Source organism: Ensifer sp. R-19 (assembly GCF_049905105.1).
Classification (GTDB): domain Bacteria; phylum Pseudomonadota; class Alphaproteobacteria; order Rhizobiales; family Rhizobiaceae; genus Ensifer.
Window position 1 is genome coordinate 2,115,313 of record NZ_CP184569.1, and the last position, 16,984, is coordinate 2,132,296.

The 16,984-nt window shown below is 64.7% G+C and carries 17 protein-coding genes; 5 read left to right on the plus strand and 12 right to left on the minus strand.

Annotation, left to right across the window (positions count from 1 at the left end; genetic code table 11):
- The first annotated feature begins 303 nt into the window (after positions 1 to 303).
- The gene (locus ACN9MO_RS10400; RefSeq protein WP_244495691.1) at positions 304 to 1,755 is read left to right on the plus strand and encodes an arylsulfatase B; all 1,452 of its coding nucleotides are present in this window, start codon (positions 304 to 306) and stop codon (positions 1,753 to 1,755) included.
- Positions 1,756 to 1,853: 98 nt separating this feature from the next.
- On the opposite strand, the gene ACN9MO_RS10405 is transcribed toward ACN9MO_RS10400, so the two are convergent.
- The 8 genes from ACN9MO_RS10405 to ACN9MO_RS10440 form a co-directional block, all read right to left on the minus strand.
- Positions 1,854 to 2,156, minus strand: coding sequence for a hypothetical protein (locus tag ACN9MO_RS10405; protein ID WP_244495711.1), 303 nt, complete (start codon positions 2,154 to 2,156; stop codon positions 1,854 to 1,856).
- Between the two features lie 123 nt (positions 2,157 to 2,279).
- The gene (locus tag ACN9MO_RS10410; protein ID WP_057253759.1) at positions 2,280 to 2,987 is read right to left on the minus strand and encodes a L,D-transpeptidase; all 708 of its coding nucleotides are present in this window, start codon (positions 2,985 to 2,987) and stop codon (positions 2,280 to 2,282) included.
- Positions 2,984 to 3,898 carry a glycine betaine ABC transporter substrate-binding protein gene (locus tag ACN9MO_RS10415; RefSeq protein WP_113133713.1) on the minus strand — a complete coding sequence of 305 codons (915 nt, stop codon included), beginning with the start codon at positions 3,896 to 3,898 and terminating at the stop codon, positions 2,984 to 2,986. The genes ACN9MO_RS10410 and ACN9MO_RS10415 overlap by 4 nt, the downstream gene beginning before the upstream one ends.
- Before the next feature lie 380 nt (positions 3,899 to 4,278).
- Positions 4,279 to 4,809: a metal-dependent hydrolase gene (locus ACN9MO_RS10420; RefSeq protein ID WP_057253755.1), complete on the minus strand. Its 531-nt coding sequence runs from the start codon at positions 4,807 to 4,809 to the stop codon at positions 4,279 to 4,281.
- 137 nt (positions 4,810 to 4,946) lie between these two features.
- A complete protein-coding gene (locus tag ACN9MO_RS10425) occupies positions 4,947 to 5,162 on the minus strand; it encodes a hypothetical protein (RefSeq protein ID WP_057253754.1) in 216 nt (71 codons plus the stop codon).
- A gap of 54 nt (positions 5,163 to 5,216) precedes the next feature.
- Positions 5,217 to 6,266: an MBL fold metallo-hydrolase gene (locus ACN9MO_RS10430; RefSeq protein ID WP_057253752.1), complete on the minus strand. Its 1,050-nt coding sequence runs from the start codon at positions 6,264 to 6,266 to the stop codon at positions 5,217 to 5,219.
- A gap of 353 nt (positions 6,267 to 6,619) precedes the next feature.
- Positions 6,620 to 7,282 (minus strand): peroxiredoxin, encoded by a 663-nt coding sequence (locus ACN9MO_RS10435; protein WP_057253750.1) that lies wholly within the window; start codon positions 7,280 to 7,282, stop codon positions 6,620 to 6,622.
- A 518-nt stretch (positions 7,283 to 7,800) separates the two neighbouring features.
- The gene (locus ACN9MO_RS10440) at positions 7,801 to 8,271 is read right to left on the minus strand and encodes a c-type cytochrome (protein WP_425984769.1); all 471 of its coding nucleotides are present in this window, start codon (positions 8,269 to 8,271) and stop codon (positions 7,801 to 7,803) included.
- A gap of 329 nt (positions 8,272 to 8,600) precedes the next feature.
- Between ACN9MO_RS10440 and ACN9MO_RS10445 the strand changes: the two genes are divergently transcribed.
- Positions 8,601 to 9,536: an IS110 family transposase gene (locus ACN9MO_RS10445; RefSeq protein WP_425984772.1), complete on the plus strand. Its 936-nt coding sequence runs from the start codon at positions 8,601 to 8,603 to the stop codon at positions 9,534 to 9,536.
- Positions 9,537 to 9,566: 30 nt separating this feature from the next.
- Here ACN9MO_RS10445 and ACN9MO_RS10450 read toward each other — a convergent pair whose 3' ends face one another.
- The 4 genes from ACN9MO_RS10450 to ACN9MO_RS10465 all read right to left on the minus strand — a co-directional run bounded on the left by ACN9MO_RS10450 (position 9,567) and on the right by ACN9MO_RS10465 (position 13,657).
- A complete protein-coding gene (locus tag ACN9MO_RS10450) occupies positions 9,567 to 10,550 on the minus strand; it encodes a threo-3-hydroxy-L-aspartate ammonia-lyase (protein WP_057253746.1) in 984 nt (327 codons plus the stop codon).
- Positions 10,551 to 10,621: 71 nt separating this feature from the next.
- Positions 10,622 to 11,026, minus strand: a complete 405-nt coding sequence (locus tag ACN9MO_RS10455) for a hypothetical protein (RefSeq protein WP_210334445.1) — start codon at positions 11,024 to 11,026, stop codon at positions 10,622 to 10,624.
- A gap of 292 nt (positions 11,027 to 11,318) precedes the next feature.
- Positions 11,319 to 12,002 carry a redoxin domain-containing protein gene (locus ACN9MO_RS10460; protein ID WP_057253744.1) on the minus strand — a complete coding sequence of 228 codons (684 nt, stop codon included), beginning with the start codon at positions 12,000 to 12,002 and terminating at the stop codon, positions 11,319 to 11,321.
- Positions 12,003 to 12,172: 170 nt separating this feature from the next.
- Positions 12,173 to 13,657: a PLP-dependent aminotransferase family protein gene (locus ACN9MO_RS10465; protein WP_244495690.1), complete on the minus strand. Its 1,485-nt coding sequence runs from the start codon at positions 13,655 to 13,657 to the stop codon at positions 12,173 to 12,175.
- 87 nt (positions 13,658 to 13,744) lie between these two features.
- Between ACN9MO_RS10465 and ACN9MO_RS10470 the strand changes: the two genes are divergently transcribed.
- From ACN9MO_RS10470 to ACN9MO_RS10480, 3 genes are all read left to right on the plus strand, one after another.
- Positions 13,745 to 14,368 (plus strand): FMN-binding negative transcriptional regulator, encoded by a 624-nt coding sequence (locus ACN9MO_RS10470; protein WP_057253740.1) that lies wholly within the window; start codon positions 13,745 to 13,747, stop codon positions 14,366 to 14,368.
- A gap of 117 nt (positions 14,369 to 14,485) precedes the next feature.
- Positions 14,486 to 15,118, plus strand: a complete 633-nt coding sequence (locus ACN9MO_RS10475; RefSeq protein ID WP_057253739.1) for a LysE family translocator — start codon at positions 14,486 to 14,488, stop codon at positions 15,116 to 15,118.
- A 96-nt stretch (positions 15,119 to 15,214) separates the two neighbouring features.
- The gene (locus ACN9MO_RS10480; RefSeq protein WP_113133727.1) at positions 15,215 to 16,801 is read left to right on the plus strand and encodes an acetolactate synthase large subunit; all 1,587 of its coding nucleotides are present in this window, start codon (positions 15,215 to 15,217) and stop codon (positions 16,799 to 16,801) included.
- Positions 16,802 to 16,984: the final 183 nt, after the last annotated feature.

Sequence of the window (16,984 nt, forward strand, 5' to 3'; positions counted from 1 at the left end):
TCGGCACCGCACAATACGACTTCAACATCGAGACCCGGCACAACTTGAAGATTCGGCTCTCGATCGGAATGCCGAACGACTTGATTTCCTTCAACCGCCCGGGACGCGCCGGCCCGCTTGGAGGTGACGCCAGTCCTGCCCGTGGCGGCCTTCAGTCGCCTTCGTCGACGAACGGCTCTGAGGAAAAAGCCCAGCGCCGGCGTCGCGGCAAACCGATTGACGGCGCTACCGGAAGATGTAGACATTAGTAATATCGAATAAAAAGATCCACCGGCCGGCGGGTCTATTTTCCAGGGGGTGCGCATGTCTGAACTGCAAGCGAACAACGCCCGCGCGGGCGGCGAAACGGCTGTCGCCGACAAGGACAAAAGCGGCTTGACGCGGCGCGAGGCGCTCATGAGCGGCGCGGCGTTTGCCGTTGCCGCCGGCATGCCGGCTGGCCTTGCCGCCTTCTCCCCAAACCCGGCCCTCGCCAATGGCACGACACCGCCGAACATCGTCTACATCATCGCCGACGATCTCGGCTGGGCCGATGTCGGCTTCCATGGCTCCGACATCAGGACGCCCAATCTCGACAAGCTCGCCGAAACCGGCGTGACCGTCGACGAATTCTACACCCAGCCCATGTGCACGCCGACGCGCGCCGCCTTCCTCACCGGCCGCTACCCCTTGCGCTACGGACTGCAGACCGGGGTCATCCCCTCGCCCGGCTCCTACGGGCTGGCGCTCGACGAATATCTGCTGCCTCAGGTGATGAAGGATGCCGGCTATAAAACCGCGCTTGTCGGCAAGTGGCATCTCGGCCACGCCAAGGTGGAATACTGGCCGAAGCAGCGCGGCTTCGATACGTTCTACGGTGCGCTGGTCGGCGAAATCGATCACTTCAAGCATTCCTCCCACGGGGTGAAGGACTGGTACCGGGACAACAAGCCGCTCGAGGAAAGCGGTTTCGACAACACGCTCTTCGGCGATGAGGCGGCGCGGGTCGTGGAAGGGCATGATGCCGCCGCTCCCCTGTTCCTCTACCTCGCCTTTACCGCGCCGCACACGCCGTTCCAGGCGCCTGAGGATTATCTCGACCGCTACAAGCACATCGCGGATGAAAACCGCCGCGCCTACGCGGCGATGATTTCCGTGCTTGACGATGGCATCGGCAAACTGGTGGCAGCGCTCGAAAAACGCGGCATGCGCGACAACACGCTGATTGTCTTTCACAGCGACAATGGCGGCGTGACAAGCTCGCTCTTTGCCGGCGACAACAAGGTCAGCGGCGGATTGCCGGCGAACAACGGCCCCTACCGCGACGGCAAGGGCACGCTCTACGAAGGCGGCACCCGCGTCGCAGCGCTTGCCAACTGGCCGGGAAGGATCAAGCCGGGCAAGGTCGGCGGCATGGTCCATGTCGTCGACATGTACCCGACGCTCGCAGCCATCGCCGGTGCGCCGCTCGGCAAGAACAAGCCGCTCGACGGCATGAACCTCTGGCCGGCCTTGAGTGAAGGCAAACCTTCGCCGCGCGGGGAGCTCGTCTACAATGTCGATCCGCTGGTGCTGTGCGCAAGGACAATTGGAAGCTCGTCTGGAAGGCAGCCCTGCCCTCCAGGCTGGAGCTTTTCGACATCGCCGCCGACCCGTCCGAGACGAAGGATCTCTCGGCAGAGAACGGCGACAAGCTGCGCGAACTTCAGGACTGGATCACCAGGCTCGCCGGCGAAATGGTCCAGCCGCTTCTTCTCATGGATGCCGCGCGGCTGACCTTCTATGCACCGCCGGTCGTCGCCGACCCTGCGACGCTGTTCAGCCTTGGAGATTGATTATCAGCGAAGGTCGCGCAAGCGCGGGCGCTTGCCCGCCTAAACCGGCGTCACGGATTTCACGCTGCCGGTACTATCGACGACGCAGTTGTATTTGCGGCCGCCTGCGTCGAGATCGACGCTGTAGCTTGTCGCGTCGAGCGCCCGGGAGCTCGTCGGTAGCACCTTGGTGCTTTCGAGCTTCGCCGTGCCCGCGACCGCGTTGGCGCAGATCAGCTGCAGGTCGGCCGGCGCCGTCTGCAGGCTCGTGCGCGCCATATCCTCAGGTTTGGGCGCTGACTGGCAGCCACCGATTATGGCCAGCGCCAAAGCCACGGGAACAAACCCCTTCGAACGCAACATCCCCTCGCTCACTATCTGTTCTCCCCTTTGAGTATTTGCCTGTCACTGGGTCCTGCGGGACGGATTGGCCACGCCTGACCCTGCGGCCAATTAAAAGCACTCGCCACCCCTGTTCGAGCGACGTCATACCCCCTTGTAGAGTGCTGCCCCCTGCATCAGCACGATCACCTTGGCGCCGATCTCGATGCGGGAATGCAGGTCGGTGACGTCGTCATTGTTCATGCGGATGCAGCCGGACGAAACGTCGAGCCCGATCGTCCAGGGCTCGACCGTGCCGTGGATGCGGTAGATCGTGTCCTGGTCGCCCTCGTAGAGATAAAGCGCGCGGGCGCCGAGCGGATTGTCCGGCCCGCCGGGCATGCCGGCCGCCCATTTGGCGGCGTTCGGGTCGCGGGCCACCATCTCGGCCGGCGGTGTCCAGGTCGGCCATTCCGCCGTGCGTCCGACGCGCACGATTCCGGCCCAGCCGAAGCCCTCGCGGCCGACGCCGATGCCGTAGCGGATCGCCTGGCCGCCCGGCTGCACCAGGTAGAGGAAATGCTGGTTGCCGTCGATGATGATGGTGCCGGGTTGCTCCGCCGTGCGGAACGGCACCACCTGGCGGCGGAAGGCTTCCGGCAGCTGGTTGTTGCGGGCGAAGTATTGCCGCGCTTTCTTCTTGTCGTAATTCACCCACTTCTTGGTGCGGGCATCATAGATCTGCGTCTGTGCCAGTGCGGCCAGCGGACCGAGGCAGAGCGCAGCGGCAAGAACGGCAGCACCGAGCTTGCGCCGCGTCCATGCCGGCTGATCCTTGCTGACAGGACGGTTATGGTCGGATGTCGCGGTCATGGCTTGGCCCACCCGTCGATGCGCGCTGCGTTGTCCTCGGCCCATTTCTTCGCATAGTCGGCCGGCGCCTGCCGCTCGACCTCCAGCGCGTAGCTCATCTTCGTCACTTCCTCCGGCGAGAAATCCACCTTCTCCAGGAACTTCGCAATGTCAGGGTGCTTCTTGCCGAAGGCGGTGGCATAGGCGATCTGGAAATGCGCCGCCTCCCAGGCGGTCGAGGCGCTGGATTTCGACACCCAGAGCGGGTCGCTCGGCGGCACGATCTTCCACTTGGCGGCATCGTGCGGCGGCTCTTCGAGCCTGGCAATCTGGTGCAGCTCGAACACATGGTGCGGCGCGTAGCAGTAAAACACCATCGGCCGCCCGGTCGCGACCGCCGCGTCCACCGCCGCCATCGCCACTTCCTCTTCCGCCTCGAACAGCGTCAGGGTTTCGCCATAGCCGTAGCCCGCCGCCCGCGCCCGTTCGATACCGGTCGAAAGCCAGGTCGCAGCACCGATCCACATCTCGCCCTTGCCGTCGCCGTCAGTGTCGAGGATCTTGGTTTTCTCGGGGTCGCTGAGATCGGCGACCGTCTTGATCGTCGCGGCGGCTTCCGGCGTGGCGCAAAGCCCCTGCCAGGCCGGCACGCTGCGTTCCGTCAGCTGACCGACACCCTTGTCGGTCACGTATTTGCGCACGACATCCTCGAAATTCGGCCGCCAGACTTCGGGCTGGATATCGACCTTGCCCGTCTCGAAGCCGACGAAGGCATTGAGCGTGCCGAGCTCCTTGACCTCGGCATCGAGGCCGAACTTCTTGGCGATGCCGACCTTCAGGATATTGGCCGTCGCCTGGCCCGACGGCCAGTTCGGCATGGCGATCACCAGGTCGGCGGCAGTGGCCGGCACGGTCACGGATGCGGCAAGCATGACAGCCAGCGCCGCTGGCAGATACCTCGACTTTCCCTTCACAGTCCCCTCCGGCCTCGATTAATCGATGCGAATGACGTCGTGAATGCGTATCAGGAATGCGTCCAAGTTCCGGGGCAACACGAGGCGCGCGCCACGGCTATGCGAATGCTATCAAAGTGATACAGCGACCTTTGCGGGTCCGGTAAGACCGCGGCGCTGCAGTGTTCCCTGTGCCGTCTGCCGGCATCTTCGTTTCTTGGCCGGCAGGATGCATAGAACGACGGCCTTCGTCAACGATCCGGCTACACCGCACGTTGCATGGGGAGGGCCTCTTCATCGGCGTTCACGCCGCAGCACCGCGCGAGACCGCAAGCATTGCATGCCGGAGTTCGTGGAGCCTACGGCTCTGCCGCACGGGCAGCCTCTTTCCCGATGGCGCGCCGCGCCCTGAAATCGCGCAGGGCGAACTGGCCTGCAACCAACCAAATCGCCAGCTCAAGCGCAAAGGTCCAGTGCAGCAGGAAGTTCAGATACCAGGGCTTATAGACCGCCTGCACATGCACCAGGTTCACCCGGAGATCGGCGAAGGGAAAGAGCCAGCGGATATCTGCCGCGATCGAATCCATCACCAGATGCAGGAGCACGCTGATGAGCCCGACACTGACGAGGACGAGCTGATTGCGTCGCCCGGTGGCGATGAGGAGAAGCGCGATCGCCGCCGCCAGCACCAGCCAGAAGACCGGCGTATGCACCCAGTAGTCGTGATGCGGCGTGCGGCGCTGGTCGATCAGGTAGAAATAGGCGAGATCGAAATCCGGCAGAACGGAACAGAGCAGCCCGATGCCGAAGATGGCGCGGGCCTGCGAGGGATTGCGACGCGCAAAGGGGCGGCTCAGCAGATAGCCTGCCGGCAGATGGGCAATGAACAAGGCAGGTTTCCTCCTGAAGCGCAATCCCGCGGAACCGCGTCTTTCACACCCGCAGTCGAGACGTGAATGCTTGAGGATTTGCAACCGAAAATGTCGGATTCGTGGCTGTTGCCCACAGCCGCCGCTGCCAGCGGGTGCTACCAGTTGCCCGGATCAGCACTGTGATCGATGCTGGCGAATTCGTCGGCCTTTTCCCGGTCGAGCGTCAGGCTGGTGGCTTTCTTCGCCGCATCGGTGACGGCGTAGGTGAGCGGCGCCGGCTCGCGCGTCAGATACTGGTACATCAGAAGTGCTGCTTCCTCGGCGCTATCGGCCTCGAACTCTCTGACAACGCTGACGGAAAACTTGTGCATGGCCGGCCCCTGCTCTTTGAACGCACCTATGAGATGGCGCGCCCGCGCCCGGCGTCAATGCGTCACGGGCCCATCCGCCTTCTTCCAGGCGGCGATGCCGCCCTCGATATGGCAGGCGCTCGCGATGCCGGCTTGCTGTGCCGCCTCGACAGCCATCGCCGAACGCTCGCCATAGGCGCAGTAGAAGACGATGCGTTTGCCGGTCGCCTCCGCCAGTTCATGCAGCACGCCGCCGGTCGCGATGTTCTGCTCGAGATCCGGATAGGGCGCGTGCAGCGAGCCGGGAATGACCCCGTGCTTTTCCCGCTCGGCCTTCTCCCGGAGATCGACCAGCGCGATCTTCGCCCGGCCGCAGAGCGCCAGCGCCTCCTTGGCCGAAAGCGCCCAGCCACGCCGCGCGATCTCGTCCTGGTGCAGGCCGATATGGACGTTGGCCGGCACCGCCACATCCATCATCTTCGGGTTCGGCAGCTTGAGGTTGTTCATCAGGTCGACATATTCGTCGACGGATTTCACCCTGAGACGTGGATTGAAGTGCTTCTCTTCGCCGATGGTCGAAACCGTGTCGCCCTTGTAGTCGTGCGCCGGGTAGACGAGCGTCTCGTCCGGCAGCTTCAGGAGCTTGTTGAAGATCGAGTCATATTGCTGGCGCGGGTCGCCGTTCTGGAAATCCGTGCGCCCGGTGCCGCGGATCAAGAGCGTGTCGCCGGTAAAGACCCGCCGCCCCATGTCACCGCCCATCAGGAAGGAATAGGAATCGTCGGTATGGCCGGGCGTATAGAGCACGTCGAGGCTTAGACCCTCGATCGACACCCGGTCGCCCTCCGCAACCCGCATGGAAACGACGTCGGCCGCCGTCTGCTCGCCCATCACGGTGATGCAATGGGTCTGGTCGCGCAGCGCCCCGAGGCCGGTGATGTGATCGGCATGGAGATGGGTGTCCACGGCCTTGACCAGCCGGAGGTCGAGTTCGCGGACGAGCTGCAGGTAGCGCTCGACCTTTTCCAGCACCGGATCGATGATCAGCGCCTCGCCGCCCTGGCGGCTGGCGATCAGGTAGGTGTAGGTGCCGGACACGCTGTCGAACAATTGACGGAAGATCATCGGCGGCTCCTTGCATCGAGGCGTCATGCAACAGACGGCGGCCCGCCCCTCATCCGCACGGTGAGGGGATGCGCCCCTCATCCGCCTGCCGGCACCTTCTCCCCGCAAGCGGGGCGAAGGGACGTTGCCGGACGCCCGAGTTTGCCCTCTCCCCGTGCGGGGGGGAGCTAAGCTTGCACCCACGACCGCGCCAGCCGCAACCTCCAAACGTTGGAGGAGGCGAAGAGCCGAGCGGGTACCGCATGTCTCCTTCTCCCCGCCTGCGGGGAGAAGGTGCCGGCAGGCGGATGAGGGGCATTTCCCTCACCGCGCGGATGAGGGGCACTTCCCTCACCCTTTGCCGATGCGACGCCTCAGCCCTTCGGCTGCGGCACGATGCGGATATAGGGCTTCGGAGCCTTCCAGCCTTCCGGATAGACCTTGCGGGCGTCCTCGTCGCTGACCGAACCGGCGATGATGACGTCGTCGCCCTGCTTCCAGTTCACTGGCGTCGCCACCTTGTGCTTGGCGGTCAGCTGCAGCGAGTCGATGACGCGCAGCACCTCGTCGAAGTTGCGGCCGGTGGTCATCGGATAGATGAGGACGAGTTTGATCTTCTTGTCCGGACCGATGACGAAGACGTTGCGCACCGTCTGGTTGTCGGCTGGCGTGCGCTTGGTCGGGTCGCCGGAAACAGGCGCCGGCAGCATGCCGTAGAGCTTCGAGACGGTGTAGTCGACGTCGGCGATCATCGGGAAGTTCGGCGCATGGCCCTGCGTTTCCTCGATGTCGGCGGCCCAGCCGGCATGCCGGTCGAGCGGATCGACGGAGAGGCCGATGATCTTGACGCCGCGCCGGTCGAATTCCGGCTTGATGCGCGCCATGTAGCCGAGCTCGGTGGTGCAGACGGGCGTGTAGTCCTTGGGGTGCGAGAACAGGACCGCCCAGGAGTCGCCGATCCAGTCGTGAAACCGGATGGTGCCATCGGTCGTTCCGACCTCGAAGTCCGGTGCGAGGTCATTGATTGCAAGCGTCACGATACCCTCCAATGTGTGTGTGCGCCGCGCCCGCCGGGCGCGATGGGAGCACTCTATTTTCTTGACAGCGCCGCGTCCGGCAAGGCGCCCAACGGCCGCTGCAATCCTCTGCTTTCGTCCATTGTTTACGCTCCGGCGACAACCGTCCGGAGGAAAAATTCCTTTAGAAAATCAAATCATTACGGCAGCCTTGGAGCACACCGGGAAGCCCGGCGCCAAGGCGCGATGCCCAGTGTGCCACTTTTGCCGCTTAAGGCAACCGGAAAGACGCAGCCATTGCAACCGGCCGGATCGAGGCTTGCATCATCGATCGTCGGTCGCCGCGGCAAGCCAGCCACGCGTCGAAATGTTGTCGCAACGTCAGCCTCGCCGCTGCACGCGTGTGCAGACGCGCCAAGCGCCATTGATCTTATCCTTGGCTATTCGACAATGCGGACATCGCTCGCCGGTTTCATCCGCCAATGCCGGAAGGTTCGCATCCGACGGGCGACTTGAGCAGGCTCGTATGCCTGTCGCTGCTACTCTTTCTTCATTCGGAATTTCTCGTGACAGCTGCCGCAATTCGTGGTTACCGCGTTGAACTGCGTCTTAAATGCTTCGAGATCCTGCGGATTGGCAGCGACGGCAGCGGCCGCATCCACCCGGAATTTCTCGGCAGCCGCCTTGAACGCGGTCATATCTTGCCAAATTGCCGGCAAGGCGGCCGTGTCTCCGGTTTCGCTGCCGGCGGGAAACAAGACGTCCACGTCGAATTTTGCTGCGTTCTCGCTAAGGCCCTTGAGGGCGGTCATGGCAACGGCAGCGTCAAACGGCTTTTCTCCCTTGACCATGGGAGCGACGGTGCCGACCAGTCTACCGCGCTCCTTCATGATAGCCTTGCGATCTGCAATTGGATCAGCGAAGGCGCTGGAGCCCGTAAGCGCGAGTGCGGCGATGGCAAGAATGAGCGTTCTCATGAGCAAACCCTCTAGATTGCGGTTGAGCGGCATGACGAAACCCAACCAAAATACACGCAAAAAATTCACCCCCCCAATTCACGCTTTCGTGTTGTTCTGGTTTGGAATTTCGCAATTCCGGAAGGAAAACCGCTGCAAACTTTCCCTGGAATTGCTTGTCTTATGACATTGGCTGCCGAACAGGTCAGAACGGAACCGCTGCGGGAGGGTCGCCGCCCTCCCGCAGCGGCGAGGGTCGGATCGTTGGAATTGCGGACCTTTTGATGGGTCGAGCTAGAGTCGGATCGCCCTCGTCTTTCCCTTGAGGCCTGAACGGATACCCGGAGTTCGGCTCCGGATGACAAGCACAGGACAAGCGAAAGATGATGAACGATAGCATCGGGGTCGACATCTCGAAAGACCATCTCGACGTCCACAGGCTGAGCGACGGTGTGAGCCGGCGCTTCGCCAACGACAGCCGTGGCCATAGGACATTGATCGGCTGGTTGGAGCGGCCTGGGCTGCGTATCGTCTGCGAGCCGACAGGCCCCTATCATCGGGACCTTGAGCACAGGCTGGCAGAGGCGGGCTTCGCGCTGGTCAAGGTCAATCCGCGTCAGGCGCGGCGATTTGCCGAGGCCACCGGCAGGCTCGCCAAGACCGACCGGTTGGATGCTGCGATGCTCGCCCGCATGGGGGCGTTGCTCGAACTTCAGGCGCGGCCGGCGCGAGGCCCGACCCTCAACGATCTCAAGGACCTGCGCATGGCCCGCGAGGCATTGGTGAAGAACCGAACGGCGGCCAGGAACAGGGCGAAAAACCTGACCTTGCCGATCCTCAAGCGCCACAACGCCGAACAGCTCAGGCAGATCGAGCGCCAGATCGCGGCCCTCGAAAACGAGATCATGGCGCTCATCAAGGTCGATCCCGACCTCGCACGACGCTTCGACATTCTCGTCTCGATCCCGGGCGTGTCAGCAATCACCGCCTTCGCGCTTCTCATCGACATGCCCGAACTCGGTACACTCGACCAGGCCCAGGTCGCTTCCCTCGCCGGCCTCGCTCCGGTCGCTCGCCAGTCCGGACAGTGGATCGGCCGCGCCTTCATCCGCGGCGGCCGGGCCAATGTCCGACGAGCACTCTACATGCCCGCGCTCGTCGCCATCCGCTTCAATCCCGACCTCAAGGCCAAATACGACCGGCTCAAGGCCGCCGGAAAAGCCTCAAAACTCGCCATTACCGCCGTCATGCGAAAGCTCATCATCATCGCAAACGCATTGCTCAGGGATGGCCGCATATGGGAACCAACCCGTACTTGACCAACACGGATACTCTGGGACCGCCGCTCTCTACTGCAGCAGCGCACAGAACGTCGCGAGATCGACATTGCCGCCACTGATCACGATGCCCACTCTTTGCCCGGCGCAGGGAAGCACGCCCTGCAGCACGGCGGCCGCCGCCAGGCATCCGGTCGGCTCCACGATCATCTTCATGCGCTCGGCGAAGAAGCGCATGGTCTCCACGAGTTGGGCGTCGCTCACCGTGACGATCTCGCGGACACCGCGCTTGAGGATCGGGAAATTGTGTTCGCCGATATGATTGGTGAGCGCCCCGTCGGCGATCGATTTCGGCACCGGGATATGGACGATCTCGCCCTTCCTGAGCGACTGCTGGCCGTCATTGCCAGCCTCCGGCTCGACGCCGACGACGACCGCGCCCGGCGAACGCTCCTGGGCGCTGAGTGCCGTGCCGGCGAGCAGGCCCCCGCCGCCGAGCGGCGTGACGATCAGGTCGAGTTCGCCCACCTCCTCGATCAGTTCCAGCACCGCCGTGCCCTGCCCGGCGATCACATCAGGATGGTCGAAGGGCGGGATGAGGACGGCATCGCGCTCGGCCGCCAGCTTCGCGCTGATCGCCGACCGGTCCTCGGTGTAGCGGTCATAGAACACGACATCGGCGCCATAGCCGCGGGTCGCCGCCACCTTCATTTCGGGCGCATCCTTCGGCATCACGATCGTCGCGGCAACACCCTGCAGCCGTGCGGCATAGGCGATCGCCTGCGCATGATTGCCGGAGGAGAAGGCGACGACGCCGCGCTTCTGGCCGCCTTCCTGCAAGGCGGCGATCGCATTGTAGGCACCGCGGAATTTGAAGGCGCCGGCGCGCTGGAAATTTTCCGCCTTGAAGAAAAGCCGCGCGCCGGTGGCGGCATCGGCTGTACGCGAGGTCAGCACCGGCGTTCGATGCGCCATGCCGGCGATGCGGTCCCGTGCCGCCTGCACGTCGTCGAAAGTTGGAAGGCGCAATGCCGCCTCTGCCGCTGAAACTGCCATGAGCCTCTCCCTGAGCTTGCCACTTCCGAGGCTATTGAATGCGGTCCTGCAAGGCAAGGATGCCAGCGCGGCTACCCACTGCTGGAAACGACGGTGCGGTAGTGATCGACCGCGAAGCTGAAAAGCACCTTCAGCATGAACAGGGCCGACACCGCCGCCATCGCCGGCGTCAAGCCCGGCAACAGCGGCAAGCCAGTGAGGCCGACCGCCAGCAGCAGCCCGCCGACAAAGGTCTGTGCGGCGCGTCCCGCAAGCAGATTGACGACCGCGGCCGCAGCGATCGTATAGGCCCAGACGGCGACCGCAGCACCGAGCCCGGTGCCGACGAGCAGCGCGACGATGACCACATGGAAGTGGATCGCGATGAAGATCCAGCGATTGCGCGGCCGCGCCGCGTAGAAGTCGAGGGCGTGAAGTTGGCGATGCAGCCGGCGGCGATATCGAGGACGAGGACAAGCGCCAGTGCCGCCCGCCACCAGGCAAGGCCTGCCAGCATCTGGCCCGCCGACAGGGCAAAGGTGGCCGCAACACCGACACCGAACAGGAGGATCGCCAGCAGATAGGCCGGCGGCTGCTATTCACCGAACATGTCGTGAAGCTGGGGATGTATGCGAAGAGATCTCATGAAGGCCACACCGCCACACTGAAGAGTTGGCCACTGTGAGCAGACCCGGCCAGGGCGCAAGCAGCTAACCGTAACGCGCGGCCGGTTGCGACCTTGGCCTGCACCCTGTTTGCAGGCCCCGGCTTGCAAGCCGGTTGCCCGTACTAGGTTGCGACCCTCTTGACGGCCGTCATGATCTCCGCGGCGCTCGGGAACACGCCCAGTTCGTCGGGGCCGAAGCGCGCCTCGATCTCGCTCCAGCTGATGATGCCGGCTGCATCGACCAGGAAGTGGCCGACCAGTTGCGTGCCGTGTTCGGCAAAGATGCGCAGATCGGTCTCGTCCGGCTCGAAGCCTTCGCGTGCATTGAGCAGCTTATTGGCCTGCATCGGATGCATCGGTTCGGCGAGCTCGCCTGTCGGGTTGATGCGCGCTGCGGCGAAATCGGCAGGCCGCGTGCGATGGGGCCATTGCGGCGTCTCCGTACTTTCGGGCGGAAGCAGCGCGGCCTGTGGCGCGCCGAAATCCCTGTGCGTCTGGCAGTCCGGATCCGCAAGGACCGTGACCGGCGTCGGCTGGAAGCGGAAATAGAGGCGCGCCCGTTCGACAGGAGTATTGACCACCGCCAGCGTTTCCACGCCGACGGCGCGCAATGCCGGCTCGACGGAGGAAAACTGCCGCATCTGGCGCCGGCAGAACGGGCAGTGCAGGCCGCGGAACAGGCCAATCAGAAACGGCCGGCCGCGAAGGCTCGCAAGCGAAACCGGATCGTCCCGATTGGCGCTTGCAAGCTCGAAGGCGGGTGCGGGTTGTCCCGGCTGCAACGGCTGCACTCTCCGGTCTGCCATCTGCTCCCCCAGTCGACGCCCCTGCGCCGCTCCGTCCCTGCCCGTGATTTTCGCTCCCATTGCCGCCCGCCCCGAGGCCGGGCCATGGCGGAAGATAGCCCCACCCTATCACAGGTGGACGCACGGCCCACGCCGAATGGTGATCTGCATGGCGTTTTGTGCCGCCGGTGCTAATCGAGCCAATCACCCAGCAGCTTCGCGAGCGCCGCGACACCCTGACCGATCTGCGGCACTTCGAGGCTTGCGTAGCCCATGACGATGCCGGCGCGGTCCGGCCGGTGACCGGCTTCATCGGCGCCGTAGAGGGGCGAGATCGGATAAAGGCCGATGCCCGCTGCCCGCGCCCGCGCGATCAGTTCGCCTTCCTGCGTCCGGTCCAGCCGCTCGAACCAGACGACGACGTGCAATCCGGCATCGGCGCCCGATATCGTCACCTCGTCGCCGAGTTCCGCCTTGAGCGCCGCGAGCAGCGCCTCGCGGCGGCGGCCATTGCTGCGCCGGCTCCTGCGGATGTGGCGTTCATAGGCCCCGCTTGCAATCATCGTCGCCAGCGCTTCCTGCTCGAGGCTGGGCGAATGCCGGTCGACGAGCTGCTTGGCGGCGGCGAAGACGGCGCGAAGCGGCGGCGGCACGACGAGATAACCGAGCCGGAGCATCGGCGACAGGCTCTTCGAGATCGTGCCGAGATAGAGGACGTTCTCCGCATGGCCCATCGTCTGCAGCGGCGGGATCGGGCGGATATCGTAGCGATACTCGCCATCGTAATCGTCTTCGATCACGTAGGCGCCGCTGCGTTGCGACCAGGCGAGAAGCTCCTGCCGGCGCCGGGCCGATAGCACGCCGCCGAGCGGAAACTGATGCGAGGGCGTGACATAGGCGAGCCTGACGGCGTCAAGCCCCGCGAGCGCCTCGGTCCGCAGCCCCTCCCCGTCGACGGCAATCGGAACCACCTCAGCACCGGCGGCCGCAAACACCCGGCGCGCCATGACGTAGCCGGGATCCTCGATCGCAACGCGGTCGCCGGGGTCGACGAGCACGCGGGCGGCAAGATCCAGTCCCTGCTGCGAACCGTTGACGATGATGATCTGGTCCGGCGCACATCTGAGCCCGCGTGCCCGCCAGAGATAGGCCTGAAGGGCTGCCCGCAGCTCCGCCGAGCCGCCGGGGTCGTCATAGGCGAGCCGCGGCTGGCGCCGCCGAAGTGCGGCGTTGACCGACCGGCGCCAGGCTTCCGCCGGGAAATCGGCGGCCGACAGGTCGCCGTAGCGAAAATCGGCGATCAACCCACCGGACTGCGGCGGCACCCAGGTCGGCCCGTCGCCAAGGGCCGCTCCAAAGCGCGACAGGCGAACAGGGGCTGCCGGTCTCGGCGCAGGCCGGAAAGTCGTCCCTGCGGGGCGTGGCTTGACACCCTCATGCGCATGCAGCAGCGCCACCCTTGAAGGCGCGCCCTGCCGGCTCTCCAGAAACCCCTCGGAAAGAAGCTGCTCATAGGCCGCAGTCACGGTGGTGCGCGAGACGCCGAGCTCGGCCGCCAGCGCCCGCGTCGATGGCAGCCGATCCTCAGGACCATAGGTGCCGCCGAGGATCTGCGCCTTCAGCGCTTCGTAGATACGCCGGGTGGTCCCGCCCCTCGCCTCGTTGCTCTCCGTCACCAACTGGCCCACTCATTTATACGGAAACTGGATATTCGTTCTGGTCCAGTTTGCCTCTATGAAGTGGCAAGCACAAGGAGCGAGATCATGTACACACCCGCAGCCTTCAAGAAGGAAACACTGAGCGTGCTGCACGCGATCATCGAGGCCGCATCGCTTTCCACTTTCGTCACCGCCACGGCCGATGGCCTGCTGGCCACGCCGCTGCCGCTGCTGCTTGATCGCGACGAAGGCCCCCATGGCACGCTCTACGGCCACCTCGCCCGCGCCAACCCGCAAGGGACGACCGCGCCGATCGGCGCGGCCATGGCGACCTTCATGGGGCCGGACGCCTATGTCACCCCCTCCTGGTACGCCTCCAAGCGCGAGCACGGAAAGGTCGTGCCGACCTGGAACTATTCGGCCGTGCATGCCTATGGCGAGGTCGAGTTCTTTACCGACGAGGACCGGCTTCTCGATGTCGTCACCCGCCTGACCAATCGTCACGAGGCGGCGCGTGCCGAACCCTGGCAGGTGAGCGACGCGCCACCCGCCTTCGTCAAGGCCCAGCTTCGCGGCATCATCGGTCTGCGGCTGCCGATCGACCGCCTCGACGGCAAGCGCAAGTTCAGTCAGAACCGCAGCATTGAAGATCGTCAGGGCGTGGCCGCAGGGCTCGCAGCCAGCGCGCGGCCCGAGGATCGCCTCGTCTCCGGGGAGATACCGGTCTGACGCTCAACGGGCGCCTCGTCTAGCATCTCACCCGATGGATGAGACGTTCCGATTTTCCGTCAACTTTCCCGCGCAAGACCTTAGAACGACTCCGCGCATCAGCAGACGAGGTATCCCATGCCGTCGCTCGACATTCTCCTCACCTTCTTCGTCACCACGGCGATCTTCGCCTATATTCCGGGACCGGCGATGCTCTACGCCGCTGCGCAGACGATGGCGCGCGGCCGCTTTGCCGGGCTGATGGCCTCGCTCGGCATCCATCTCGGTGGTTACGTGCATGTCCTTGCGGCCGCCGCCGGTCTCTCGATCCTGTTCCATGCGGTGCCGACGCTCTATCTCGCGGTGAAGCTAGCCGGTGCCGCCTATCTCGTCTGGCTGGGCTTCACGCTGATGCGTGCCAAGGCGAGCGGCGATGGCCACCTGCCCGCGGTCGAGGCGAAATCGGCCCGCCGCGCCTTCTTCGAAAGCATCACCGTCGAGGTTCTGAACCCGAAGACCGCGATCTTCTTCGTCGCCTTCCTGCCGCAGTTCACCGATGCCTCCGCCGCCTTCCCGGTGTGGGTGCAGTTTCTGCTGCTCGGCACCGTCGTCAACCTGATGTTCTCCTCCGCCGATCTCGTCTGCGTGTTTCTCGCCGATGCCGTCGTCGTCAAGATGCGCCGCTCCACCCGGGCACAGCGCCTGCTGCAGCGCGCCGGCGGCACGGTGCTGATCGGGCTCGGCGCCCATCTCGCCTGGCAGCGGACGTAACCCCACTTGGGCGGCGCATCGAGCGCCGCCGCAAGCCTACCTTGCACCCGCATCACTTGCAGCTATCATGCGTGAACGCCATCGGGGGACACGCGCATGGGAGAACGCGGCCAACCTATTCGCACCACAGGTGCGGACATCCTCGTCGATACACTTCTGGCAAACGATGTGAATGTCTGTTTTGCCAATCCCGGCACGTCGGAAATGCACTTCGTCGCCGCCCTTGATCGCAAGCCGGAGATGCGCTGTATTCTCGGCCTCTCCGAAGGCGTCGTCACCGGTGCGGCCGATGGCTATGCGCGCATGACGGGTCGCCCGGCGTCGACCCTGCTCCACACCGGTCCCGGCCTCGCCAACAGCCTTGCCAACCTGCACAATGCGCGGCGCGCCCGCACGCCTGTCATCAACGTCGTCGGCGACCATGCCTCCTACCATCTTGCGCTCGATGCCCCGCTGACCAGCGATATCGAGGGCCTGGCCCGCCCGATGTCGAACTGGGTGCGGCGGGTGCAAGATCCCTCCGACGTGAGGCCGACGGCGGCGGCCGCCTATCGCGCGTCGTTGACGCCACCGGGCGTTGCCACCATGATCCTGCCGGCAGACGCGTCCTGGGGCGCGCTTTCCACCGACGCGCCTGCGCAAAAGGTGCTTGTCGAAGCCCCGCGGCCGGCAAGTGCGGAGACGGTCCGCGAGGTGGCCCGCCTCGTCCGAGCAAACCCGGAAGGGGTCGCCATGGTCTTAAGCGGCGCCGCCGCAAGGGCCGAGAGCCTCGCCATCGCCGGGCGGATCGCGGCAGCCTGCAACGTCCAGCTTTTCAACGAAGTGCTTGTCGCCCACACCCAGCGCGGCCGCGGGCGGGTGGCGCCGCGGCGCATCCCCTACCCGATCGACATGGCGCTCGAAACGCTCCGCGACGTCAAGGTTCTGATCCTCGTCGGCGGACCGGAGCCGGTGGCTTTCTTCGCCTATCCCGGAAAGCCCGGCCGACTGGTGCCGGAAGGCTGCGCGGTGGTCACGCTTGCCCGCCATGGTGAAGACCTGAAGGGAACGCTCGAAGCGCTGCGCGACGAACTCGGCATCAGCCCGTCCCACCCTCTGCCGACACCGAGCGTCCCCACAGACGAAGGCGAACCTTCGGGCGCGCTGACGGAAGACGCAATCGCCGTCATCGTCGCCCATAAGGTGCCCGAAAATGCGATCGTCTGCGACGAGGCGGCCACTTCGGCCCGGCGTTACTTCGCACTTTCGGCCTTCTCTGCGCCGCACGACTTCCTCATGCAGACCGGCGGCGCGATCGGCGAAGGCATCCCGCTTTCCACCGGTGCCGCGATCGCCTGTCCCGACCGCAAGGTGATCTGCCTGCAGGCCGATGGCTGCGCCATGTACAATATTCAGGGCCTGTGGACGCAGGCGCGCGAAAACCTCGACATCGTCACCGTCATCTTTTCCAACCGTACCTACGCCATCTTGCATGCCGAAATGCGCAATGTCGGCGTCGAAGAGATCGGGACGAACGCGCGCCGCATGCTGAACCTCGACAACCCCGCGCTCGACTGGGTTTCGCTCGCCCGCGGCTTCGGCGTCGAGGCGGCCGTCGCGACCTCCTGCGAAGCCTTCGCCGCGCTCTTCGATGCCGCGCTGTCGCGGCGTGGACCCTTTCTGATCGAGGCTCGCCTTGTGTGAAATTCCCTGCCGTTTTTGCACTGCGTCGAGCACCGGCGCGTCGTAGAGATGATGCTCCTGACCGATGGGATTTACCGGCCTCCGGGCGCGGAAATCACAGGATAAACAATTGATTTAAATAGGCATTTCACAAAAATTCGACCGCAAACTTGCGCCCGGAAACTTCTCGCTTATATTAGCGGC